This window comes from Paracrocinitomix mangrovi (assembly GCF_019740355.2).
Taxonomy (GTDB): domain Bacteria; phylum Bacteroidota; class Bacteroidia; order Flavobacteriales_D; family Crocinitomicaceae; genus Paracrocinitomix; species Paracrocinitomix mangrovi.
The window spans coordinates 2298723-2324697 of the sequence record NZ_CP091819.1; the positions used below are offsets into that span (position 1 = coordinate 2298723).

15 protein-coding genes are annotated in these 25975 nt (G+C 35.5%); 8 read left to right on the top strand and 7 right to left on the bottom strand.

What is annotated here, in order from left to right; genetic code table 11:
- The first annotated feature begins 18 nt into the window (after positions 1-18).
- The 5 genes from K6119_RS10510 (at position 19) to K6119_RS10530 (ending at position 13089) form a co-directional block, all read left to right on the top strand.
- Positions 19-7734: a hypothetical protein gene (locus tag K6119_RS10510; protein ID WP_221838835.1), complete on the top strand. Its 7716-nt coding sequence runs from the start codon at positions 19-21 to the stop codon at positions 7732-7734.
- Positions 7735-8110: 376 nt separating this feature from the next.
- Positions 8111-8887: a LytR/AlgR family response regulator transcription factor gene (locus tag K6119_RS10515; protein WP_221838837.1), complete on the top strand. Its 777-nt coding sequence runs from the start codon at positions 8111-8113 to the stop codon at positions 8885-8887.
- On the top strand, positions 8888-11830 hold the full coding sequence (locus K6119_RS10520; protein ID WP_221838840.1) for a ligand-binding sensor domain-containing protein: 2943 nt from the start codon (positions 8888-8890) through the stop codon (positions 11828-11830).
- Positions 11831-11922: 92 nt separating this feature from the next.
- Positions 11923-12222, top strand: coding sequence for a hypothetical protein (locus K6119_RS10525; protein ID WP_221838842.1), 300 nt, complete (start codon positions 11923-11925; stop codon positions 12220-12222).
- Positions 12223-12357: 135 nt separating this feature from the next.
- Positions 12358-13089, top strand: coding sequence for an energy transducer TonB (locus K6119_RS10530; protein WP_221838843.1), 732 nt, complete (start codon positions 12358-12360; stop codon positions 13087-13089).
- A gap of 52 nt (positions 13090-13141) precedes the next feature.
- Here the strand turns inward: K6119_RS10530 and K6119_RS10535 are convergent, their stop codons facing one another.
- From K6119_RS10535 to K6119_RS10555, 5 genes are all read right to left on the bottom strand, one after another.
- Positions 13142-15250, bottom strand: a complete 2109-nt coding sequence (locus tag K6119_RS10535) for a M43 family zinc metalloprotease (RefSeq protein WP_221838844.1) — start codon at positions 15248-15250, stop codon at positions 13142-13144.
- A 10-nt stretch (positions 15251-15260) separates the two neighbouring features.
- Positions 15261-17417 carry a zinc-dependent metalloprotease gene (locus K6119_RS10540; RefSeq protein ID WP_221838845.1) on the bottom strand — a complete coding sequence of 719 codons (2157 nt, stop codon included), beginning with the start codon at positions 17415-17417 and terminating at the stop codon, positions 15261-15263.
- Between the two features lie 201 nt (positions 17418-17618).
- Positions 17619-18344, bottom strand: a complete 726-nt coding sequence (locus K6119_RS10545; protein ID WP_221838846.1) for an SDR family NAD(P)-dependent oxidoreductase — start codon at positions 18342-18344, stop codon at positions 17619-17621.
- A complete protein-coding gene (locus K6119_RS10550; protein ID WP_221838847.1) occupies positions 18325-18636 on the bottom strand; it encodes a rhodanese-like domain-containing protein in 312 nt (103 codons plus the stop codon). Before K6119_RS10550 ends, K6119_RS10545 begins: the two co-directional genes overlap by 20 nt.
- A gap of 5 nt (positions 18637-18641) precedes the next feature.
- Complete coding sequence (locus K6119_RS10555; RefSeq protein WP_336246095.1) at positions 18642-19796, bottom strand: cystathionine gamma-synthase; 1155 nt, start codon at positions 19794-19796, stop codon at positions 18642-18644.
- Between the two features lie 116 nt (positions 19797-19912).
- Here K6119_RS10555 and K6119_RS10560 point away from each other — a divergent pair, with 116 nt between their 5' ends.
- Positions 19913-20467 (top strand): OmpA family protein, encoded by a 555-nt coding sequence (locus K6119_RS10560; RefSeq protein WP_221838848.1) that lies wholly within the window; start codon positions 19913-19915, stop codon positions 20465-20467.
- On the opposite strand, the gene K6119_RS10565 is transcribed toward K6119_RS10560, so the two are convergent.
- Entirely contained in the window at positions 20427-23873 is a 3447-nt protein-coding gene (locus K6119_RS10565; RefSeq protein WP_237827991.1) for a hypothetical protein, read from the bottom strand. The genes K6119_RS10560 and K6119_RS10565 overlap by 41 nt on opposite strands.
- Positions 23874-23974: 101 nt before the next feature.
- Entirely contained in the window at positions 23975-24637 is a 663-nt protein-coding gene (locus K6119_RS10570) for an OmpA family protein (protein ID WP_221838850.1), read from the bottom strand.
- A gap of 211 nt (positions 24638-24848) precedes the next feature.
- Between K6119_RS10570 and K6119_RS10575 the strand changes: the two genes are divergently transcribed.
- Both K6119_RS10575 and K6119_RS10580 read left to right on the top strand, forming a co-directional pair.
- Positions 24849-25181: a Rieske (2Fe-2S) protein gene (locus K6119_RS10575; protein WP_221838851.1), complete on the top strand. Its 333-nt coding sequence runs from the start codon at positions 24849-24851 to the stop codon at positions 25179-25181.
- A gap of 116 nt (positions 25182-25297) precedes the next feature.
- Positions 25298-25975 (top strand): TetR/AcrR family transcriptional regulator, encoded by a 678-nt coding sequence (locus K6119_RS10580; protein WP_221838853.1) that lies wholly within the window; start codon positions 25298-25300, stop codon positions 25973-25975.

Sequence of the window (25975 nt, forward strand, 5' to 3'; positions counted from 1 at the left end):
TACAAAAAACCTTAGCGTATGAAACGAATTTTTACTTTGTTATTTCTAAGCTTGTTTTTAGCAACAGGCTCATTTGCACAAAAAAGTTATGTCAATTATAGTCGTGACTCAAAGTGGTTTATTGGAATTAATGCCGGTGCCACGTGGCATTCACGAACAGAAGTAGACAACCTCATCAAGGGAGGTTATGGTTTCACTTTTGGTAGATCTTTTGGTATGAGACCGGAGAAATTATTCTCTTGGGATTTAAGATTCCGATATCTACACGGATGGTGGGGTGGACAATCCACTTCATTGTATTCTTTGGATAGTAATGCTGTGGCCAATATGCCGGACACCTATCCTAAGACAACTGTTTTGCAAACATATCAAGACACATCTGGTGGATTTGTACCAAACTTTCGTACGCAATTGTTAAGTGGTTCACTTGAACTGGCTTTAAACACAAACAGACTAAGACAAAATACCGGATGGAACTTCCAAATTTTTGGAGGTATTGGTGTTAAGGGCTACAACACTAAAGCCGATTTAACAGATGAATTCGGAAATATTTATGATTATTCAACTTTCGGTAATAATAAAATAGATTATCTAACTGCTCAGGATGGCAATTATGAAACGGATATCACAGGTAGTGATGCCAATTTTCATGTTGACTGGATGGGAAGTTTTGGTGCTGGAATTTCTTACCAGGTAGCTCCTTGGGCATCAATCGGTATTTCACACAAAATGACATGGACTCGTAATGATGACATGTTTGACGGTATGCCAAACCTTGCCAATGGTTCACCATCACCTAGCAACGATATTTACCATTACTCTTCTGCAGGAATCAGATTCCATTTATTTGGAGGAAATAACAATACCGTTATCAAAGATCCTATTGTTGAGGATACAACTAACATTAACAACTTTGATGTTATTGATGACCCTGTTGTTACCAACCCGGTTATACAGCAGCCTCCGGTAGTTGATATTTATGATCCTGGAACTAGTCCTTATACGGTAGAATATGATCATTTTACCTTAAGAGCGCGTGTTCACAACGTAAATGGGAAACAAAATATCACATTTAAACAAAACGGGAATTTTAACAATAACTTCTCGTACAACGCAACTAGTGATGAGTTTGCAAGTACCGTATTGCTCCAACCTGGCCAAAACATCTTTGAAATTACCGGGGTAAATACTGCAGGTCAGGATTATGAATCAACTATTATCATCTACAAAAAAGAGCAACCAACTTTGGATCCTCCTATTGTTACGATTACAAATCCTCCTTACTCACCGTATACTACTGCCAACAACTTATTTAGCTTTGCCAGTACAGTATTGAATGTTGATTCTAAAGCGCAAATCAAAGTTTACTTTAACGGTAATTATTTGCCTGATTTCACTTACAACACTTCTACCAAAGCTTTGTATGCTACTTTACATTTGGTTGAGGGAACAAATTCAATTACTGTTACTGCTACTAATGCAGCAGGAAGTGATAGCAAAACGGCAAAAATTATTTATGATAAACCGGAGCAAATTCAACCACCGGTTGTAAACATTATAAATCCGTCTAACAACCCTCACTCAACCAATGTTAATTCTAAGAGCATTACTGCTACTGTATTGAATGTAGCCTCTAAAAATGACATTATTGTTGAAGTCAACGGGCATCCAACAACTAATTTCACTTTCAACAACAATACTAAGCAAGTAAACTTTACAGCTAGTTTATTAGAAGGTGCAAATGTTGTTCAAGTAACCGGATCAAACCAAGCTGGAGTTGATCAGGATCAAACTACCATTATCTATACTAAACCAGAGGCTCCAAAGCCACCTGTTGTTACTTATATTGATCCGGCAGTTGATCCAACCATAGTATACAGCAGCACATATAATGTGACAGCTAAAGTGTTGAACGTAAATAGTGCTTCAGATATCAAATTGAAAATAAATGGAGTTCAGTCTTACAACTTCGCTTATAGTGCATCTTCAGACTTGATGACGTTTACTACTAATTTGGTACTAGGATCAAATGTTATTGAAATTACTGCTACAAATAATGTTGGGCAAGACATAGAAACTACTACGATTATTCAAAAGAGAGTAGTACCTCAAGCTCCGCCGATTGTAGATATTACTTATCCTGGAACGGATAACATGGTATACACTACACCAAACATTACTTTGTTTGCAAAAGTGTTGAACGTAAACAGTCCAAACAACATTACTGTAACTGTAAATGGAAATAGTACTGCTGCTTTCAATTACAATACAGCAACTAAGATCTTACAATTGCCTTTAGTACTAAATGAAGGAGTAAATAATGTTACGATTACCGGAACTAATACATCTGGTTCGGATACAGACACTAGATTAATTATTTACAAAAAACCACAGCAACCTACACCACCGACTGTAAATTTTGTAAATCCGGCTACTAGTCCTTATTTGGTAACAGTAGAGAATTATACTATCACTGCTAACACTACTCATATAGATGACAAGTCGCAAATAATATTCAAGCAAAATGGAGTTTTAATCCAAAACGCTCAGTACACATTTACTGCTAATCATCAAATTATTTACAATGCACAATTGATCCCTGGATCTAATGTGTTTGAAGTAAATGTTACAAACAATGATGGAACTGCAAGTGATTTAGCAATTGTTACTTACAAAGTAGAAACTACTCCTTGTATCATTCCTACTGTAGGTTACATTAGTCCTGTTCCTTACTCTACAGTTAATGATCCAAACGTAAATATTGAAGCGCAAATCAATAACTATTCAAACGGAACAACTGTAGAATTGATATTGAATGGTGTAAGCCAAGGATACATGGCTTTTAACCAAAACACTTCACTTGCTACACTTCCTGCAGTTTTATCTGAAGGATCAAATTCAGTAAAAATTGTTGTTACTAATAGTTGTGGAACTAATCATGCAACATTTACTTTGAATTATGTAGCTCCTGAGGCTCCATGTATTGATCCTACATTAACAGCAATTGGAGGAACAAGTATTACAACTCAAGAAGATAAAATCACACTGCAAGTTGGAGTTACTGAAATTCAGAATCAAGCTAGCATTTTAGCAATGTTAAATGATCAAACTACTCAATTCACTTATGATGCCGGAACCCACACTATCACATTAACTGATTTACCATTAAATATTGGTCAAAACATGGTAGTATTAACTGCTGTAAATGATTGTGGTACGGCAAATTTAACTATCAACATTCAACGTGAACAGTGCAACCTTCCTGTTATTTCTAACATTAATCCAGCAAATGGAAACAGTGTAACAACAGAAAATGTAGCATTTAGTGCTAAAGTTGACAATGCAATTGCGAGTGAAGTTGAGTTAGTGGTTAATGGGATATCACAACAATTTAATTTCAATGCACAAACGCATGTTCTTACTGCAAATATCCCATTAAACATTGGAGCAAATGTTGTAGTAATAGATGCACAAAACGCATGTGGTAGAGCAAATAAATCCGTTACATATAACAGAACTATACCATGCGAGAATATTGCATACAGTTTGGTGCATCCTTCTACTTTGAATGCAACAGTAACAGATGCTAATTACAGTGTTTTATTGCATGTGACTGGAACGTTACAAGCTAGTGGAATTACTGCAACCGTAAATGGTTCAAACGCAACTGTGAACTTTGATCAAGTTGCCGGAAATATTACACTTAGCGGAATTACATTGAACGAAGGTGCTAACGCAATTGTTATCAACCTAACAAATGATTGTAGTTCACAATCTGTAACTTATAGCGTAACTTATGAACCAGAAGTTGAGGGTCCTTGTGGTCCTAGGTTTAATCCTGGGAATTCTGAATGGCAATTCTGTTTAGTAACGCCAAACGGAACATACAATAGAGACAACCTTGCTAACAATCCTTCATTCACTTATTCTGGACCAGCAACTGCTGCTTACTTTATGCCAATTGCTGGTGGAGGTGATGCGGTAGTTAACGGACAAGCATATTCTGTTCAAGCAGGACAATACTATTTGTTTGAAGGTAACTTAACTGTAGATGTTGCTTCAAACCATCCTGGATCAATGGGACAATGGGAAATTTGTATCAATGCAGATGCTGTTCCTCAACACGGAAATGGAAACAACAGACCTCCAAGTCCATGTGAAGCTCCTCCTTGTGATCCTGTATCATTTAATATGATGCAACCATCAAGTAACAGTGCAACAGTAACTGATGCCAATTACACAATCACAGCAAACATTGCAGGTGTATCTGGACAAAATCAGATTACGGTTAAACAAAACGGAACTAATATTCCATTTACTTATGATGCAGGAACTCAAATTATATCTGTAAACAACATCACTTTAGTGGATGGACAGAATAACTTCATCATTACAGGAACCAATGATTGTAGCAATGAAACGCTTAACTACCAAATTCAATATAATGGTTGTCAGGCTCCGGTAATCTCATTGGGAACAAATGCTACAAGTGTAACAACAGCACAATATACTTTTAGTGCAGCTGTTACCAACATTTCAAATGCAAATCAAATTCAGGTATTGCACAATAATGCACCTGTAACTATAGTATTTGATCAAAATACAGGAAGTATTGGTGGAGAGGTAACGTTAATTGAAGGGCAAAATGATTTTGTAATCAATGCAAATGGATGTGAAATCACCAATACACAGTTCTCAGTTACATATACCATTCCTTGCCAGCCAATAGTTTATTCATTGTCAAATCCAGCGCAGAATTCTACTTCTAGTGCTAGTGAAGTGTATTCAATAGAATTGGTAGCTCAAAATGTAAATCCGGCTACAATTGAGGTTAAATTGAATGGCGCTACAATTCCTCACACTTTTGGAAATGACATAATTGGAATTGGAAACATTCAATTGATAGATGGAGCAAACACTGTAACAGTTACTATGTCAAATGCATGTAGTAATGAAACAGTTACTTACACCATCCAACATGACGGGTGTGATGCCCCAGTTATTAACTTAGGAAACAACTCAGACGCCGTAACTAATCCGGCATACAATTTTGCTGCAACAGTTACCAATATTGATAATCAAAATCAAATTCAACTTACGTTGAACGGAACTAGCAGCAACTTTACTTTTGATGCAGGAACAGGTGCATTGAGCGCACAACTTCAATTACAAGAAGGTCAAAATACTATTGTGATTACAGCTAATGGTTGTACCAATGCAAGTAATACTTTCAACGTAGGATACACAGTTCCTTGTAACCCGGTTAGCTATACATTGGTTAATCCTCAAAATGCAAGTACAGCTGTTACAGAAGCTAATTTCAACTTAAGCTTAACGGCTCAAAACGCAAGCAACGTAAGTGCCACTTTAAACGGTACTGCGGTTAATCCTCAATTCAATGCTCAAAATGGTAGCATTAACTTGAGTGGATTGACTTTAGTTGCAGGAGCTAATCAAATAGTAGTAAGCTTGAGCAACAACTGTAGTAATGAAACTGTAACTTACAATGTAACTTACAATGAACCTGCAGGCCCTTGTGGTCCAAGATTTAATCCTGGAAATTCAGCATGGGAGTTTTGTTTAATTACGCCTAACGGAACTTACACTAGAGATGATTTAGCAAACAATCCATCTTTCAGTTATGCTGGTCCGGCAACATCAGCTTACTTCAAACCTATTGCAGGAGGAGGAAACGCTATTGTAAATGGACAGGATTTAACGCTGGACAATGGTAAATACTACTTGTTTACAGGAAACTTAACTGTTGATGTAAGTTCAAATCATCCAGGATCAATGGGTCATTGGGAAATTTGTATAACATCTAACAATGCACCTACTTCAGGTAACGGAAATAACAGACCACAAAGTCCTTGCGAAGGTGATCCAACTGGAGGAAATAACACTGGAGGTTCTGGATTTGACATCCAAGGAAACGGAACTGTTCAAGTAAACAATGACGTTTGTGCTACAATCAAATGTTTAGGTGAATCAGTAGTTTACAACAATAGCCAAGAAGCCTTTGTTAAAGTGGAATACTCAGTTAACGGAGGATCAACCTGGTATTCTTTTAATAATGGAAACAACGTTGCAGGTGGTGAACAATTGACTGCTGCTGCAAACAACGGAGCTCAAATTGTATTGAAAGCTACTTGTACTAACCAACAAGGAAACTGGACTAATACTGAAATATCTAATACCAATAGCCAATACGTATATGTATTGAAAAATGGAGATCAAGCTCCTAATTTTGCTCCGGCTCAAGGTCAGGCTTCAGTTGAGACATTCCTTGCAGGAGTTGTAGATGGTCAAGGAAATGTTTCTATCGGTCCAAATGACGTAATCTATTTATTTGAACTACGTCATGTAGGAAATTATGGTGTAGATTATCAGGACTGTGTGATGTTAATAACATTGGACGAAAATGGAAACTGTTCTCCTCCTTCTAATCCAACAGGAAGTGGAAATAATCATGGACAGGTTTATTTAACGCCAAAATTTACCAACATTTCACCAAGTTCAATTTCAATTTCATCAAGAGAGCAAAGTTTTGATTTGAAAACTAAAGTTGAAAACATCAATGAAAAAGCAGATTTGCAATTGATTGTAAATGGAATTCAAAATAAAGTATTTGACTACAATCTTGACAATCAATTGATGACAGCGAAATTGAAGCTTCAAGAAGGAAACAACATTGTTAAAATTATTGCTACAAATGGCAATAAAAAACAAGACATGACTTATACCATTAAGTATGAGCCTCAACAAGTTGTTACCAACACAGTTATTGCTCCGGCAATTACTAATATTACTCCAAGTACAACTTCTTCTAAAACTGGAAGTACTACTTATGCTTTCAAGGCAAAAGTTGATAATGTGACTAACAAGAATCAAATTAAATTGACCTTGAATGGACAGGCTGTAACAACATTCACTTATTCAACTTCAACTAAACAAGTTTCAGCAGTATTGCAATTACGTGCGGGAAGTAACTCAATTAAGTTAGACGCAACGAATGGTGATAAAAATGCAAGCAGAACTTATACAGTGAACTATGAAGCTAAAGAGGTTATCAATACTACTGTTTTGAAACCAGAGATTACGGCTATCAGTCCTTCTACGAATGTTTCAACTGTGAACACTCCTAGTTTAATGTTTAAAGCTAAAGTAACAAACGTGTCAGGTAAAACAGGCATCCAAATTAAAGTAAATGGTGCACCTTATACCACATTTAGTTATAGCACAGCAACAGGACAATTAACGGCTGTTGTTAATCTTAGACAAGGTGCAAACACAATTAGTGTTAGTGCTGTAAATGGTAACTTAAGTGAACAAAAAACATTTACAATTACCTATACACCTAAAACAACAACCATTGATAAAAACACCAATGGAGGTTCACGTCCAAATGGAGGTAGTACAAATACCAAAACTACGACTTCAGGAGGTACCAAGACTACAGGTGGAACTACAACTACTTCTGGTGGAACAAAAACTACCACAACTTCAGGAGGTAGTAAAACCACAACTACTTCAGGTGGAAGTACTACGAAAACAACTGGAGGTACAACAACCACTTCTGGTGGAACAAAAACTACCGGAGGAAGCACTACTAAAACAACAGGGGGTACCACAACCACTTCTGGAGGGACAAAAACCACAGGTGGAAGTACTACTAAGACTACCGGAGGAAATGTTCAAGAACAATCTGGGGGAAGTAGAAGAGGTGGAATATAAAATTTTCATTACTGAAACAAAAAAAGGGAAGCCAATTAGCTTCCCTTTTTTAATGACTTCTAATTTCCGTTGTCATTAAAAATCCAGATTTTATTAATCTGAATTGTAGCGCGTATATTTTCAGTCATAAGCACATTGTTAGATTTTTTCATTCAACAAGTTACAATCAAATCTCACACTCTTGTTGAAAATAAAGTTTACGCCACTGCATTTTTATTGAAATGTATAAAATTGCAATTCTGTGGTTAAAACCAATTGATCAATATTCCTATATTTACGAAAGGTGTGTAATTTTTAATGATATCTGATTATTAATATTTGAAGCACCAGGGGCAGATTAATAAAATCTGAACCCGACCATGAAAAAGATTACCTTATGAAATTGAAATCAATTATTGTAGACGACGAAGAGCTGGCTAGAAAAAACTTGAGCATGTTACTTGAAGAGTATTGTCCTGAAATAGAAATTATAGGAGATGCTGGTAATGTAACTGATGCAAAAGAACTTATAGAATCTGAAAAACCTGATGTTGTTTTTCTTGACATTAGAATGCCAAGTGGATCTGAAGGATTTGACCTTTTAGAATCTATTGAAAACCGAAATTTCCTGGTAGTTTTTGTTACTGCATTTAAAGACTATGCTCTAAGAGCTTTTCAAGCCAATGCGATTCACTATGTATTAAAGCCAATTGACATTGAAGATTTAAAGGATGCTGTTTCAAGATTAGTTGAATCAAAGACGGCTTTCGCAGAAAATCCAGAAAACTTTGATACCTACTTTGAGTCTATTAAAAATTTATCAACTTCAATGGAATCTGAAGGCTATGGTAATAAAGTTGCTATAAGCCATACAAAAGGAATCAAGTTGGTTCATATTGAAGACATTATGTATTTGGAAGCTTCGGGTAACTGTACTGTTTTGTACTTTGCTGACGGAACAAGATATCTTGATACCAGAACATTGAAAATTTATGAAGGTATCTTAAACCCTGAAATATTCTATCGAATCCATAAATCTCACATCATAAATTTAGATTACCTCAAAGAATATCTAAATGAAGATGGTCATTTTGCTGTTCTAAAAAATGGAAAACTGCTCCCTGTTGCTAGAAACAGAGTTTCCACTTTTGTTAAAACTTTGAAATCTCTATAAGTGAAATCGGCATTTCTTCTGTTTTTATGTCTCTTGTATTTTGCTTCATATGGACAGAAGTACAACTTCAAAAATTATAATGTTGAAGACGGTTTAGCGCAGTCTCAAATTAACGATATCAATCAGGATTATCTGGGATATTTGTGGATTGGAACTGAGTCTGGATTAAGCCGATTCAATGGTTTGGAATTTGTCAATTACTCCATGGGAAATGGACTACCCGACAATAAAATTGAGAAAATATTTTTAGATGTTGATAGCAGTTTATGGATTGGAACACCAAGTGGAATTTCTAAATTCCATGAAAATAAATTCATCCCCTATCTGTTTCCCGAACCACAAAGAGTAAATGACCTAATTCGTTATAAGGATCAGCTTTATATCGCAACAAACAATGGTTTATGGACCTTTAAAGAAGGAGTGTTCAACAAAATTCAATTTGACCTTGAAGATGATCTTTATGTAAGATCTTTAGAGATTTTAAATGATGATCTTTTAATTGGAGCAAGAGATGGCTTGTATGCCTACAATAGCAAGTTAATTCCGTTTCAAAATGATTCAAGTTTTCTAAAATTTAATATTAGTGATCTTAAAAATTTGGGAGGTGATTTAATCATATCTACTTATGGAGATGGATTATTTAAGTACACTAAAAATGGCGACTTAAGTCAATATGATATTGAATATTCTCGGATTAGATCTTTTTACGCAGATGAGGACGTCATTTTATGTTCAACTATTAATGGATATTTAGAAATAAGAAAAGACAAACACTATTATTACGACAGTGACAATGGCTTAGGAAACGCTAAAGTAGTTTGCTCATTTAAGGATAGAGAAGGAAATTACTGGTTGGGTATGGATGCCAATGGAATACTCAAATTTTTAGGTAAATCCATTATTTCCTACTCCACAAAAGAAGGTATTAGCTCTAATATCGTAATGAGCATAGGCCAATTAAGGGACAGCACTTTTATTTTTGGAACTTATGGTGAAGGAGTAACAGTTTACAAAGAGGGAAAAGCAAAATATCTCACCAAAGACAACGGCCTGGATGACAATACAATTTGGGCAGTTAAAACAGATAGCGCTCAACGATCTTGGATTGGAACTTCAAGAGGAGTTAAATGTATCGAAAACGGCAAAGTTGTTCTTCAGGAAATTACTTCACAAATTGATTCAAAAACAAGAAGTATTTGTTTTATTGACGACAAATACTTTTTCGGAGGCACAGACGGGCTCTACGTTATGAGCGAAGGGCATGTACTGCATTTAGAACACACCAAAGACATTAACATCAATGTTTTGTGCCCTATTGGTGACGATCTTTTTATTGGTAGCAGAAATGGTCTTTTTTTGACTCAATTATCAGACAACTACTCATCAGTGAAAACTGTGGAGGTTCCGGAATCTAATGTTTACTCACTTTGTCTTGACAGAAATAACAACTTGTGGATAGGAACAGAAAATGGCTTATTTGTTCGACTTTCCGACAAAAGTATTGTCCCTTTTGACCTAGATAAAAATGAATTTAAGTCAAAAACGATATTGGGTCTAATTGAAAGTGAAAATGGAGATATCTGGGTGTCTACCATGAGTGGTGTTTATCAAATAAATATTCAAGAAAAAGGAAGGTACGTATTTAAGATAAATCACTTTGGAACTGGTGAAGGAATGGTGAATTTAGAGGCAAATTTAAATGCAATTTATGAAGATGTTGAGGGTAAAATTTGGGTAGGAACATCAAGTGGGTTGGTTAGAATTGACCCCTCTTTAAATGAAGAATTATTTGAATTCAAAACACCCACTGTTCATTTTACAGGAGTGAGGTTATTTATGGAAAACTTTGATTATGATAGATTCAAAGTTGAATATGGCAATAACAAAGATGTGCCTTCTGCTATTTCGTTGCCATATGATCAAAACCATCTCACCTTTGATTTTATTGGTATCAACTTGAAGAATCCTGAATCTGTTTTATATGAATACAGGTTATCAGGCGCAAACGACAGCTGGTCTCCGATATCAAAAGCCATGTACGCTACATATTCTGACATATCCCCAGGCAATTATTCATTTGAAGTAAGAGCTACTAACAAATCCATGAAATGGTCAGAAATAAAAAGCATTGAAATAGAAATACGTCCACCATTTTGGAGAACCTGGTGGTTTATCATATTAAGTTTTATCCTTGCTTTTTTCTTGTTATTGATGGTATTCCAAATTAGGATCCGAGCTATTAAGCAAAAACAAGAAAATGAAAAATTGAGCTATAAAAACAGACTATTATTTCTTGAGCAGCAATCACTTAACGCCTCTATGAATAGACACTTTATTTTTAACTCACTTAATTCTATTCAATATTTCATCAATAGTTCAGATAAATTAAGTGCCAATAAATACTTGTCAAGCTTTGCTAAATTGATTAGAAAAAATCTGGACAGCTCCACTCAAAATAACTTTATTGTAACACTACAGGAAGAAGTTGAACGCATTGAGCTGTATTTGACCTTGGAAAAAATGCGTTTTCAAGAGAAATTTGACTACGAAATCAATGTATCTTCATCATTAGATACAGAAGGAACTGAAATTCCGAGCATGATTTTGCAACCTTTTGTAGAAAATTCAATAATTCATGGCGTGCTTCCTTTGAGTAAAAAAGGCAAAATCACCATCAATATTTATGAGGAATTTGACAATGTAGTTTTTGAGGTAATTGATGATGGTGTAGGTATAGATAATGCCCTTAAAAACAAAAAGGAAACAATGAGCGGAGACCACGAATCTAAAGGGATGGAGATAACAAGTAGACGTATAGAATTGCTGCGCAAATTGACTGGTGATCACCTGATGATTATTGGACCTTATCAAATCAATAATGAGAAGGGTGAAAGTCAAGGAACTAAGGTGATTATCAAGATGACTTTACACATGGAAGAATAAATTTTGGTTAAAAAGTTGTTAAAACACTTGTGTTGACAATATTTATTTACTATATTTGTTATTGACTACATGCATATAATTGCTACAACGTCATGAAAAAGTTAATTTACATATCATTTGTTTTTGCCATTTTACTGGCTTTTACTTCTTGTGAAAAGGAGGTAATTACGCCTAATGCAGATCCAAACACATCTAATGTAGACAGTGATGTATTTTCTACCGGAGGTATTCGTGGTGGTTCATCAGATGATCCTAGTGGAGACGAAAATGGTGGAGGCGGAGTAGTTGATCCGGATGAAGACGAAGATTTCAACAAAGGAGACAAAGGCGGAAAAGGCGGAGTTGTTGACCCGGACGAAGACGAAGACTTTAATGAAGAAGATGGTAAATAATTGATTTACCCACAAAATATTTAAAACCTCGATTACTTCGAGGTTTTTTTATGTCCGAAATTCCCCTTTTCAATCTCAATTGCTTTTAAAATTATAATTTGCTGTAATCAACTCAAATACATATTTTTAGCAGGTATGCGTCTTTACATTGCACTTATAGTATTTATACCATTTCTTGTATCCGCACAAAAAACTAAAAAGGTGGTTATAGAAGACTATGATCTATTTGCTAGGCATGAATACTATGTGCTTAAAAAAGATAAATCCATCAAACATGGTGTATTTAAAAGTACTTGGGTGAATGGAAATCCACGATTGGAGGGTTATTATAAAAATGGCAAAAAGGATAGCTTATGGACCTACTTTCATCAATACAAACCAATTGTTTGTTCAAGAGGTTATTATGAAGAAGATAAAAAAATAGGAGTTTGGGAATACTTTGACAGTAAAGGCAAAATAATGAATAGGTATGATCACAGCACCCATCAATTAAGTTATACCACTTTTGTTGATACAGTTAAAACATATGAATTGAGAATTAATGATTCAACGTTTGAAGCTAAACCGCAACAACCTCCTATTTTTCTTGAAGGAGAAACAGTTAAAAACCGAGTGATTCAAGAAAATATCTCATACCCTCAAGAAGCCATAACCAACAACATTTTTGGAACTGTTCATGTATCCTTTTTTGTAAATAATGAAGGACAAGCTACAGATCATCAAATTATTAAATCTATTGGTGGAGGTTGTGATGAAGAAGCCCTTCGCGTTGTAATGCTAATTCCGGATGAATGGGCACCCGCAATTTACAATGGCACTGTTGTAGAATCAAAGGTAATTGTACTTATTACATTTGTTTTAAACTAAAAAAGGCGCCAGAACAATTTCTAGCGCCTTTATAAATAATTAATAACCAAGTTTATTGTTTAATAACTTTAGTCGTTCTAACCTTTCCATTTGCCGCAATATTTAAGAAATATACTCCAGCATTGAAATTAGATATATCATAATTTAATTTTCCCTGTCCGGCCATTAATTCACCATCATGAATCACAGCCACTTCTTGTCCTAACATGTTTGTTAAAGTGATACGATAAATTCCGGCATCATATACATCCATTGAAATGTTCAACATATCGGTTGCAGGATTAGGATAAACTGATAAGTTATCTGCAATTGATTCATCTAATCCTGTCATTGAAGCAGGGTATAAATTGATATCATCAATGTAAATATTATTACCTCCATCATTTTCAAACTCAAACTTGAATCTAAAATTTGATACAAAAAATGCCGAATTGATATTGGTTACATCAACTTGTACCCAATCTTCAACAGCTGGTGTATAAGGACTAGTCATGGTTTGGTCACTCAAAGAATTTCCATGAATGTTCTTTCTTAAGGTCCATGTTTCACCGCAATCATCTGATACATAAAATCTCAACCACTCATCATTAGTTGCAGATCTTTTACGATAGGCATATTTAAAATTAAACACGATAGCATCTGTTGAATCTACAGAAGATAAATCAATAGTTCCTGAAATCAAATTATCCTTAGATCCATTTGTTACTGCAAAGTTTGAAAGCTTAACACTCTTGTCACCACTTGAACCAACTCCTCCTGTTTGATGAGCCCAAGCCTGACCACCATCTTCGTTTTCAATAAACCAAGTAGCATTATCCGGAATTGAAGACGTACTTTCAAATCCTTCAGAATATGGTAAAGTAACACCAGGATTATCTAATACTAAAACATACTGAGTTTCGGTTGTAGAAACAGTTGTAGAACCATCAGTTGCCTCTAATGTCACGCTATAAACTCCAGGAGTATTATATGTAACCGTAACCGAAGAGTCAGTTGAAGTAGAAGGTGTTCCTCCATTAAAAGTCCAGTTAACACCACTTACGTTGAAGTATGACATATCACTGTAAGTAACTGTTGATCCGGCACAAATAGTTGAAATAGTTGAACTGAATTCAGCTGCGCATAAAACATCAGGTTGATTCACTCCAGTGGCAGTAGCATTTGAAGGTGAAATCAAATCTTGTAAGAATCCGATATTGCTAAAGTTTCCTTGTACAATATCTACTTGATCTAAAGAGAACATATACTGGCAAGGACTATAACTCATATAATTTTCAAACTGATCATATGCGTCAAATCCATAAGCGTCATTTGTAGGAATTCCACTACAAGTATTTTGAGTGCTACCACAAGACCATTGCGCTTCTAATACGGGAGGTGTATCACAACAGTAATCACCATTAGCACCACAATCCTGATTAGAACATCCATCTTGAAAAGTGTGAAACAATCCAAAACAATGTCCTAATTCATGTGTTAAAGTTCTATCACCTGAAAGTGCAGTTCCCATAGTTCCCATAGCATCATTTCTGATTACTATTCCGTATGTATTTGCATTTCCAAAATATGGGAACTGTGCATAACCAAGGGTAATTCCACCACCGCTTGATTCAATAGTTTCAACAACCCAGATGTTTAAATACTTATCTCTTGGCCAAGCATTTAATCCTCCAGAACTGTAATACTTCACATCATCCCCGGCATTATAGGCAGAAGCAGGAGAATATCTTCTTTCTACTCCATTAGTACAGTTACCATTTGGATCTATTCTCGCCAATTTAAATTCAAGTTGCATGTTTCCTGATTCAGGATAAAAGGGCGCTTGAGCAGTGTTTCTGATATTTGATGTATCAGCATTTAATTTTTGATAATCATCATTGATTTGATCAATGGCAGATTGAATTTGTGCATACGAGATATTTGAGCTACCTCCGTCGTGAATAACGTGCACAACAACCGGAATAATTCCTATTGTACTTCTTTCTCCAGCATGGTTATGTCCACCTTCTCGGAATCTCTGAATCTGTTCATCTACTGATTGTTTTGATCCCGGATATTGCTGGTGCAACATTTCATTGTGCTCATCAAATCCACATACTCTTTCCTGACCGAAAGATATGATGCTTGACAAAGCAAAAATTGATAATAAAATTTTCTTCATGGTTTTGGTTTTATTCCTTTATGAGCTTTATAGTATTTACACGTCCCTCACTTTCAACTCGCACGAGATAAACTCCTTGAGCTAGATGAGACATGTTATATTCAAATTTATTGATGCCATCTGCTATAGCACCATTGTGAATTAAATCAACTTGCTGACCTAATGTATTTTGCACTGTAATATTAAAGTCTACTCCAGCTTCACCTGCAACTTCTATTGTTGTATTGGCATTTGTTGGATTTGGATAAACTTTAAAATGTTGATTATTGTCTTTTTCAAACAATCCCGCTTGTGAGGCCGGATACAAATTGATATTATCAATATAAATATTGTTTCCCCCATCATTTTCAAATTGGAATTTGAATCTGAAATTGGAAGTGTAATAAGTTGAATTAATATTGAATATCTCAACAAAATACCAATCGCCTGGTCCTGATGGAACATAGCTTCCAGAGGCTGTAACGGTACTTAAACCATCACCATGTAGATTTTTTCTAAGTACCCATGTTTCTCCACAGTCACCCGAAATATAAAATCTTAGCCACTCATCATCTGTTATACTCTTCTTTCTATAAGCATATTCAAAAGTAAGTATCATGTCTTCGTTTGCAGGCACACCACTTAAGTCTATCGATCCTGAAATTAACTCATCAACAGAGCCATCAGATTCTCCGAAGTTATTTAGTGCTGCACACTTTCCAAAACCATTGCTGCTCACACTGGTATTGTGATACCATCCATTTCCTCCAGCATAATCTTCTATTACCCAATTGTCATTATCCGGAATTCCTGAAATACCTTCAAATCCTTCATGATAAGGAATAGCTTCTCCCGGATCTGGCAATACAACAATATAATTATTGTATGTGTCTGAAATTGAGTTGGTACCATCAGAAACCTGAAGAGTTACGGCGTAAATACCAGGAGTATCATAAGTAATTACAGGATCAATTGCAGTTGATGTAGCAGGTGATCCACCAGGAAAACTCCAGTTTCTTGAAGTTATATTATGAAACGACTCATCTGTATATGAAACACTTTGTCCGGCACAAATGGTTGTAACATTTGAAGAAATACTTACCTCACAAGCTGTTCCGTTTGCAGTATATGTTCCGGTAGCAATTAAGTTAGCTGTTGTCCAAAGATTATTTCTATCAGCAGTACCATTATTTAAGCAAGTTTGCATTCTGGCAGCCTGTCCTTGAGTAAACATTGTTCTGCAACTACCGGCATAATCCATAATATTTTGAATGTTGTCTAATGAACCACATGATTCTCCATCATAATCACATACACCCAACCAACCAATTGTGTTTGGAGTATCTGAAACACCATCATCTGACGTACAAGAAGTTGATTCACCTGCATTGTTATTTGGTCCCCAAGTATGACTTAAGTTTAACCAATGCCCTACTTCATGACTTAAAATATGACGGTAAGAAAAATTACTTGTTCCTATTGTACCCATTACTGTGTGTCCAATATAAATGGAACCTGACATACTAAAAGGGTTGTACCAATTTGAAGGATTGTTGGTATAAGCTGCTGAACCTGCAATACTCTTTACAACAAAAATGTTCATGTATGAATTTTGAGGCCAGTTTCCGTGCTCAGCTTGAACAGCATCCCTGATATCTTGATTGTCTCCGGTATCATGAGCTCCACCTCCGGGCATATAAGTTCTCGTAATTCCAAGGTGACAATTTCCGTTAGGATCTTTAGTCGCTAATCTAAATTCAACATCTGTATTTCCAGTAATTCCAATAAAAGCAGAAACGGTATTGGACAAGTCATCATTCAACATCTGAAAATCTTCATTGATGCGATTCAAGGCGTCATAAACCTGATCATTACTGATGTTTTCTGATCCTCCCTCATGCACAATATGTACAACAACCGGAATTACGTAAGTAGATCTATCGTTAGCTGAATTGTTTTGTAAAAAATTGTGATAAGCTCTTTCAAATTGAACCTGGTCTTCTTCCCAGATTTGTCTTAGTGCCGGATTTTCTGTAAAAGCTTTTTCCTGTTCTACATTATTTCCACAAACTCCTTGTGTTCCTAACTCTTCTGAAACTTTTAGGTGATGCTCATGGTCATGATCTTGATCCTGAGCAAATGCCGCAAAGGACCATGCCGCCATAGCAAGCAAAGTAATTTTCTTCATTGGTATATTTTTTCATGCGCCCACTCCAGGGGTAATATATTAGAGTGACAAATCGCCGCAACCTTACAGGTTGAGCTTTTTGAGGGCTCCTAAATTTACCACATTTATAGCGAAATGAGCAATACAATGTAGTGAAATGTAGCTACAGTTGATTCTGTGGGAATTATGAACGGCGTTAAAAATTTATCAATGGAGAAATCCTTAAAAATCGCGAACTGAGGTTACCACATTTGAAAATTGTTCCGGATTTTTTACCATCTGCATTAATTTTTGAACAACTTCCTCTGGAGATACCAATTCGCCGTTTTCTTTTAAAGACTTGAAATTTTCAAGCGACTTGAAGTCTGATTGAATTGAAGACCTAATCTCTACCTGCATTTGTGTATCCACAACACCCGGTGCACAAGAATGAATGTGCCAATTGCTCATTCCTTTCCAATCCAACTCCTCTGCAACAGTTTCTGAAAACAAATCAATTGCCGCTTTAGAAGCACAATAGGATGCCCATGAAGAAATGGGCCTTTTACCGGCTCCCGAACTGATATTCAGGATATGAAAGGTTTTATTTTCGTTTTTAAAACGATTAATATAATTGTTTATCAATATTTGAGGAGCCAAAGTATTGACGTTCATCACCTGTTCAATTGAATCATTACTAATTGATCCTACAGGCTTAATCTCCCCTATTGATCCGGCATTATTAACCAATAAATTATTCTCAGCTAAACTGTTAAACACAAATGACTTTACTTTATTCAAATTGTTCAAGTCTAGTTCAATAAACTCAAACTTTTCATGTACAAAATCATTTGATCTTGCCAGGCCATAAACAAAATAGCCTTCATTAATCAAGGCCTGAACCAAAGCATTACCGATTCCCCTGGAGGAACCGGTAACGTATGCTATTTTATCCTGTTGGACAACCATTATCCATCCAACCTAAAATTCCACCTTGTAAATTGGTTACATTGTCAAATCCTTGCATTTTCAAAAACATACAAGCATTCATACTTCTTCCTCCTGAACGACATCCAACAATGATGTTCTTATCTTTAGGAAATTCATTTATTCTCACTTGAATTTCACCAAGTGGAATGTTAACGTATTCAATTCCGTAACTTACTTCATCAACCTCATAAGGCTCACGAACATCAACGAAAAACGAACCATTTTTGACAGCCTCAATGGCTTCTTGTGGGGTTATTTCTTCTACATTCATTTGTATTAATTTAAAGCTTGTTTTAAATCATTTATTAAGTCTTCTGCGTCTTCCACTCCTACACTTAATCTTATAAGTGAATCCACTACACCAGATTTTTCTCTTTCTTCTTTAGGTATGGCTGCATGTGTCATTGTTGCCGGATGTCCAATCAATGATTCAACACCTCCTAAAGACTCTGCCAACGAAAACAACCTTACCTTTTTCACAATTTCAAGGGCATCTTCTAATTTATTTCCTTTCAAAGAAAACGAAATCATTCCACCAAAATCTGTCATTTGTTTCTTAGCAATTTCATGATTCGGATGATCTTCAAAACCCGGCCAATAGACATTCTCAATTTTATCCTGTGTTTTCAAAAAATGAGCAATAGCTTTTCCATTTTCACAATGTCTTTGCATTCTTAAATGCAGTGTTTTAATCCCTCTAAGCACCAAAAATGAATCCATGGGAGCCGTTACAGCACCTGAAGAATTTTGAATTCTATACATTTCATCTGCTAACTGCTTGTCATTACAAACCAGAGCGCCCATAACCACATCTGAATGCCCTCCTATGTATTTAGTAACAGAATGCATTACTATATCAGCTCCCAAATCAAGAGGCAACTGCAAATAGGGTGTAGCAAAAGTATTGTCAACTGCCAATAGCAAATTGTGCTTCTTTGCAATATCTGCGCAAACGGCTACATCAATAATATTCATCATTGGATTTGTTGGTGACTCTATCCAAATCAACTTTGTATTATCATTGATATAATGCTCAATGTTTTCAGCATTAGCCATATCTACAAAATGAAACTTGAGTCCATACTTTTCAAATATTGTTTTGAATAAGCGATATGAACCTCCATACAAATCATTGGTAGATATAATTTCGTCACCCGGATTTAACATTTTTAGCACACAATCAATAGCCGCTAAACCACTGCCAAAACACGCTCCGTACTTTCCATTTTCCAATGCTGCAATACTCTTTTCCAAAGCATCCCTTGTTGGATTAGATGTTCTTGAATAGGCAAATCCCTTATGATTTCCAATTCCTTCCTGAACATAAGTACTGGTTTGATAAATGGGAGTCATGATCGCACCTGTAGCCGTATCCGGATGGACACCGGCATGAATAGCTTTAGTGCCAAATTTCATGTCTTTTTCTTCCATGGTGAGAAATGATTTCTACCCACGAAATTAACCATTTTATCAAGACTTTATGTGACCTATGTCATATGGATTTGACTCATATTGGTTACATTTAAAAAGATTGCACATTCACAAGCATGAAAAATATTTTAGCATTATTCATTTTGGTTTCCTCTTTTGTAGGATTTGGACAAGACAGTTTAAAAACACATATTGAATCCAACCAACTGGATTCTTTACCTCCTAAAATGGAATTTCCTGTAATTTATGATTTTGGTAAAGCCACGGTTAACGAATCATCAGACAGTATAATTGAAGAAATGGCTGAATTACTATTTGACAATCCTACTACCATAGTTGAAATAGGAAATCATATGGATAGCAGAGGAAGTGATCATTACAGTAGTAATTTGACCCAAAAAAGGGCAGAAAGTGTAATGAATGAATTGATAAAATTAGGCATTTCAAAAGATAGAATTGTTGCAAAAGGATATGGTGATAGTAAACCAACAACATACAACGGAATTGTACTAACTGAAGCGTACATAAATCAGTTTTATGAAAACGATAAACCAACTTATGAGATGCTACATCAAAAAAACAGAAGGACAGAAATTGTTGTTTTGAGCTATGAATACGTCCCAAACACTTCTAAAAAAACGCACGCAACTCCATTCCTCCTGAATGAATAGCTTTATTGCTTTCAGATTTTCGTCCTGTGTAATTGAAATTTAGTTGAAGATTCTTGGCCACTTTTCTTTGATAAGAAGCTCCCCATGTAAAGTTATTACCGGATTTTAAAGCCTCTAACATTTCAAATGCCAATGAAGAATTTTCATTTCCTGTGTATGATATTAAAATGTAATTGGCCCTCATATTCAAACTTCCCTTTGATTTTTGATTAAAGCGCATATCAAATCCAACATCTCTAATAATAGCCGTTTCTGCCAAATCTGAACTATTTCTTTTTTCAGAATATTTACCGTTGGCACTAATTCTGAATGAAGAACTCGGTTGGTATGAAATTACCGGTTCAATAGTGTGATAATTGATGTAGTAATTTCTGTTAGAAGCATAGTCACTACTGTTCTTTTTTCTTCCAATAATACCATTTACTCTGATGTTATAATATTTGCTGATGTTCCATCTTGCCCTAACCTCATGAAATGTGTGCAATCGGGTATCAAATCCATTAGATAAGAGGATTTTTGAACCATTTTCCTGATAGGTATAATTCATTCCAAAAACCGAATTGGTTTTATTGAAGTAGAAGGTGTTTCTGAAAGATGTATTAATGGAAACCAAACTGGTATCTACTATGTCATAAACAAAAGGATTAAAAGCTTGTAAATTGTCTTCATAAGATGTTTTACGAAAAACTTTGTACACCACCTGATCAGAAAAACGCGTCATTAACTTTTTAAAGCCTTTTTCTTTAGCCTTAATGATTCGGGAAGGACGAATAAAAATGGAGGTATTGAACTGATTGCTGTATGTTCTAACATATGTATTGGTAGGAATAAAAACCCTTATGTATTGACCCTGATCCTGGAAAGCGGCTATTTCAAACTCACCTAAATCCTTTACGCCATCATTATTGTAATCTATCCATGTGTGTGTTCCTTGCCCCGTATTCACTTCCACAAAAATGAATTCTCTTTTAAGCTCTAGTCCTGATCCAATTTCATAAAAAGTAGTAGTAGTCAAAGCTCCTTTCCACAGTCTCATAACATGCTCCAACCTTCCAAGCACAGTATTTTCAGGTTTTGAATTGAACAAAGTAGTATCCAAAATGGCTAGTTTTCTGTAATTAGCGTTGACCTTTAAAATATTGTTGGTGTACTTTAAAAAATGTGCTTCTGCTCCAATATTTTGGGCTCTTGTAGCCTGTTCTAATCTCACTGAATCTGAAAACCAATCATATCTTTCTCTGTAATACAAAGAGAATTTGTTTTTACTTGAATCCAGCGTAGACACATATGCTTTCCAATCATAAAATCTGTAGGAAGTATTTTGCAAAGTTGGATCTCCATTGAGGAATTTTTCGTTTTGTTCATGAATATCTTCAAACCCAATTTTTAGCACTTTAATATCTTGCGAGATACTTGAATTGTGTCTTAAAAAAGATGTTTTTTCTATTCCGTCAGAAAGCAACCAACTCCCATCAATCTTGGCGTTAAATCCGTTTTTAACTATTACTGATTTTATGTTATTTCTGATCCCACTGTAATCATCTCCCCACAAAAAATTCTCAAAATCATATCCAATTGAACCAAAATCTTTGATCACAAAGTTTAAACCGGCATTTGACAATATTTGATCGCCTGCATAAGGTTGATTTCTAACATTCCAATCTCTATCAAACTCAACACTTCTAAACCACTGGATAGGATTAAAGTGTCTGTGTTGATATTCAAAATTTGCCCTGGTTTGCAATCTTAATCTTTCCTCAGCACCAACTTTATGGGTTGAACCCCAATTCCATTTCACGGCAATTCCCTGATTGTCTCCTGCATCCAAATCTGAAAAAGTATTGACATCATTATTGCTAATGGCCACTTCTATAGATGATTTCATGTGATCATTAAATCGATACTCTGTTCCGGCACTTACCATTTGTTTTTTCTGTGGAGGAATCAACAACTGAACAGCTTCATAATTTCCTTGTGGAACTCCGGCAACCGGCGCTACCCATCTGTACACTTTTCCATTGGCTGTAAACTGTTCAAAAACATAGTTTCCATTTCCATCACCTACATATAAAAAGGTAGCTCCGTATATAGCAGAATCTGGGTTTACAGAAAACACTAATACCGAATCATAACCCATTGTGTCGATCAAAGCATAAAGCACTCTATTGTCATAAAAGCCGATACTGTCTATGCTATTGGCAAATGCGGTTGAAACATCATCTCCTGCCACAGATAAAATGGCCCTTTTCTCGGGTGTAAGTGTTTGTTGAATGGTTTGATTTTTGGCATCTTGTTCCGAGTAAATATTGAACCAACTGTCAAATTTCTTTCCTTTAAATTCTGCATTGTAAGCGACTAAGGATCTGGCATAGTTTAAATCTGAATATTGAAACTCAACAATGATACGCTTGTCTTTTGTCACTAATTGATTGGCAGTAAAGGTAATTTCAGATGTATTGTAATCAATCACATAATCAAACTCCTGTCCTCTTTTCAATAATTGACCATCAATAAACACTTTTTCTGTACCCGCCAACACCACAATAAATTGTTCGTTATCCGCTCCGGTTAACCTATACGGACCCTGATTTCCTTCAACTCCCTGAATGATGTTTCTTGAAAATTTTCCTCTTGAAAAAGCACCGCTCAATTTATGCGTTACCTTGATTGGATCTTTCTCTGTTGCCCAATTATGGTAGCCTTCAATGGAAACTCCCTGTGTTCGTTTGGTGTAATTGAGGAAATATCCTTTGGGTTTATACAACCAAAAGTCTCCTCCAATTACTGCGAAATCATCATTGTAGATCTTCAATTTTACCTGATCAAATTCTTGCAACTTTTGCGTATTACCTTCAGGTTGAAATGGAATATTGTTGTCTGATATTGATCCTGTCATATATAAATTAGGCCCAATTTGACCATCCAACTGAAGGTTAAGGGTTGATTGAAACGACAAATTCTGTGCATTACCCACTGTTACTCCACGAGAAATACTTCCTTGTTTATTGAGTTTTGAAGATCCAAACAGATCAGTTGAATTATCCTGAGCGGTAACGGTGTGCTTAAAGGGCTCAACGTTTTGAAGCGTGTCAGATACAATTAAGTTGGGATCTTTATGATTAAAATCACGGTTCAAGTTAATGGGCATGCGCTCATACTTCAACTCCATTTTACTCCCATTAATTCCGGGCTTTAAAACCAATTTGGCCGTAATAGGATCAATCCAGTAATTGGCTTTGTCTACTTTTTGACCATCTATGTACAAATAAACACTGCTAGAATAAACAGATACCGTGTCAAACTGAATAGTATCAGTTGAAAAGTCAAACAATTTGCTTTGCTCATTTTGTCCGTAAACAGCTTGAGTAATTAAGCATAAAAATATGAGCGCTATGTATCTCCCCAACTTCAAATAGAAGGCTTTTAAGCATAAAGATATGCTGAATAGGGAGTATACGGAAAAAGAAGCATGAAATTGTCATGCTTCTACCTTCTAAAACTATCGGATTATAAGATTTTTACTTCGGTTCTTCTGTTAAGTGCTTTTCCTTTATCAGTATTGTTATCGGCTATTGGATTTGATTCTCCATACCCTTTGGCCACAATTCTGCTGGCAGAAATTCCTTTGCTTACAAGATACTTTTTAACTGCCTCCGCTCTTTTTTGAGACAATGACTGATTTGCCAACTCATCTCCATCACTATCAGTATGACCACCAATTTCAATTTTCTTGTCTTTTTTGAGACTTAAAAACTCAGCCAGCTCATCTAGCTCTTTATATGAATTTGACTTAATACTCCATTTACCTGTATCAAAATGAACATTGTCCAGGGTAAACATTTTAGTTTCTGCAATTTGAATTTGCATGCTGGCTTTGCGATAATTTTGACCAGCCGGTAAAGGTGGCACCTCAAAAGTTGAGAAATCTTCTGCGTCACCTACACTTTTAATTTTAATGTCGTACTTACCTGCCGGAAGACTGATAAAAATATCTCCGGTTTCACTACTTACACCTTTAAATTCCTTTTTACTGCTTTGGTCAACAAATAAAACCTGTTCTCCCTGCAGTGGATGAAATTCAAAATCTGTTACTTTAATTTCCAGTGGTGCATTTTGTGCAATTGAAATTTGAGCTATTAAAAGGGCGATTATTACTACTAACTTTTTCATTGTTGAGATGTTTTGTTTACTCTTAAATGTAGCAACGAATAAAAAGTAACTTTTTAATGCGAATTTGGCCTGAAGTCCCCGTCCTATAAGGCAAGGACCCCAGCGCCGAACTCTAACCCCTCTCCTCACATCCATATAACGAAGTCAAAAATTTGGTTACAACAATTTGCAATTTGAATGTGGTAAGCATAATTTTAATGCTATGTTTTCAATGAAGTTGAGATGGGTAAAATTTGCAGATGACCAGGCACATCTAGAATCCCTATTTATGGGCAAAAACTGTAAAGCACTTAAAATAAACTCAACTGCTGTTTTATTGGTTAAACATCAAGGCGAAATTCACCTGGTGAAAAATCGTTGCCCACATCAAGGAATCACATTGGAAAATGCCAAATGTGAGGACGGAAAAATTGTTTGCCCATGGCATCATTACGGTTTTGATCTTAAAAATGGTCGTGGAGCCGGATTGTATTTAGACATATATCCAATTGAAAAAAGAGAGGACGGTTTTTATGCCGGATTCGAGTATTTCAGCATCTTTTAATACTTACACTATCCTACTATAATTTTTAAAAATTGTTAATTCACTAAAACAATTTATAGTTTTGCTTGTTTATATGATAGTATTACTATTATTTTTGCATGTAGAAATATTAATATATGGAAAATTGGTTGCCAAATATTACCATCAACATCAGTGATAAAGTGTTTCTTAAAAACCCTGAATCAACCACTTTAGGGAAAAAAATAATTGAACACAGCATCATCATGATTGCCGAATTAGGATTTGAACAGTTCACTTTCAAAAAACTGGCACAACAAATCCAATCAACAGAAGCATCTGTTTACAGATACTTTACCAGCAAACACCATTTATTGGTTTATGTCACTCACTGGTATTGGGGATGGTTAGAATATCGTATTGCTTTTGGAACAAATAACATTGACGATCCAAAAGAAAGATTAAAAATTGCCATTGATATGCTCACTCAACAAGTAGAAGAAGATTCAGATTTCTCGCATATCAATGAAATAAAACTCAACCAAATAGTCATTGCCGAATCGTCAAAAATCTACCTCAACAAAAGTGTAGACAAAGAAAATGTGGTAGGCTATTTTCAACCTTATAAAAACCTGGTGCAAAGGGTATGTGACATTGTTTTGGAAATTAATCCTGATTACAAATACCCACACATGCTGGTTTCAACCATAATTGAAGGAGCACACCATCAAAGATATTTTGCAGAACATCTACCAAGATTGACGGATGTTATTAAAGGAGAAGATGCCGTGAGTTGTTTTTACAACTGCATGGCTGAACAATTATTAAAAGCTTAA

Excerpts from the sequence above, each read along its gene's own strand:
- K6119_RS10510 (WP_221838835.1), top strand. The coding sequence starts at position 19 with ATGAAACGAATTTTTACTTTGTTATTTCTAAGCTTGTTTTTAGCAACA.
- K6119_RS10515 (WP_221838837.1), top strand. The coding sequence starts at position 8,111 with ATGAAATTGAAATCAATTATTGTAGACGACGAAGAGCTGGCTAGAAAA.
- K6119_RS10525 (WP_221838842.1), top strand. The coding sequence starts at position 11,923 with ATGAAAAAGTTAATTTACATATCATTTGTTTTTGCCATTTTACTGGCT.
- K6119_RS10530 (WP_221838843.1), top strand. The coding sequence starts at position 12,358 with ATGCGTCTTTACATTGCACTTATAGTATTTATACCATTTCTTGTATCC.
- K6119_RS10535 (WP_221838844.1), bottom strand. The coding sequence starts at position 15,250 with ATGAAGAAAATTTTATTATCAATTTTTGCTTTGTCAAGCATCATATCT.
- K6119_RS10540 (WP_221838845.1), bottom strand. The coding sequence starts at position 17,417 with ATGAAGAAAATTACTTTGCTTGCTATGGCGGCATGGTCCTTTGCGGCA.
- K6119_RS10545 (WP_221838846.1), bottom strand. The coding sequence starts at position 18,344 with ATGGTTGTCCAACAGGATAAAATAGCATACGTTACCGGTTCCTCCAGG.
- K6119_RS10550 (WP_221838847.1), bottom strand. The coding sequence starts at position 18,636 with ATGAATGTAGAAGAAATAACCCCACAAGAAGCCATTGAGGCTGTCAAA.
- K6119_RS10555 (WP_336246095.1), bottom strand. The coding sequence starts at position 19,796 with ATGGAAGAAAAAGACATGAAATTTGGCACTAAAGCTATTCATGCCGGT.
- K6119_RS10560 (WP_221838848.1), top strand. The coding sequence starts at position 19,913 with ATGAAAAATATTTTAGCATTATTCATTTTGGTTTCCTCTTTTGTAGGA.
- K6119_RS10570 (WP_221838850.1), bottom strand. The coding sequence starts at position 24,637 with ATGAAAAAGTTAGTAGTAATAATCGCCCTTTTAATAGCTCAAATTTCA.
- K6119_RS10575 (WP_221838851.1), top strand. The coding sequence starts at position 24,849 with ATGAAGTTGAGATGGGTAAAATTTGCAGATGACCAGGCACATCTAGAA.
- K6119_RS10580 (WP_221838853.1), top strand. The coding sequence starts at position 25,298 with ATGGAAAATTGGTTGCCAAATATTACCATCAACATCAGTGATAAAGTG.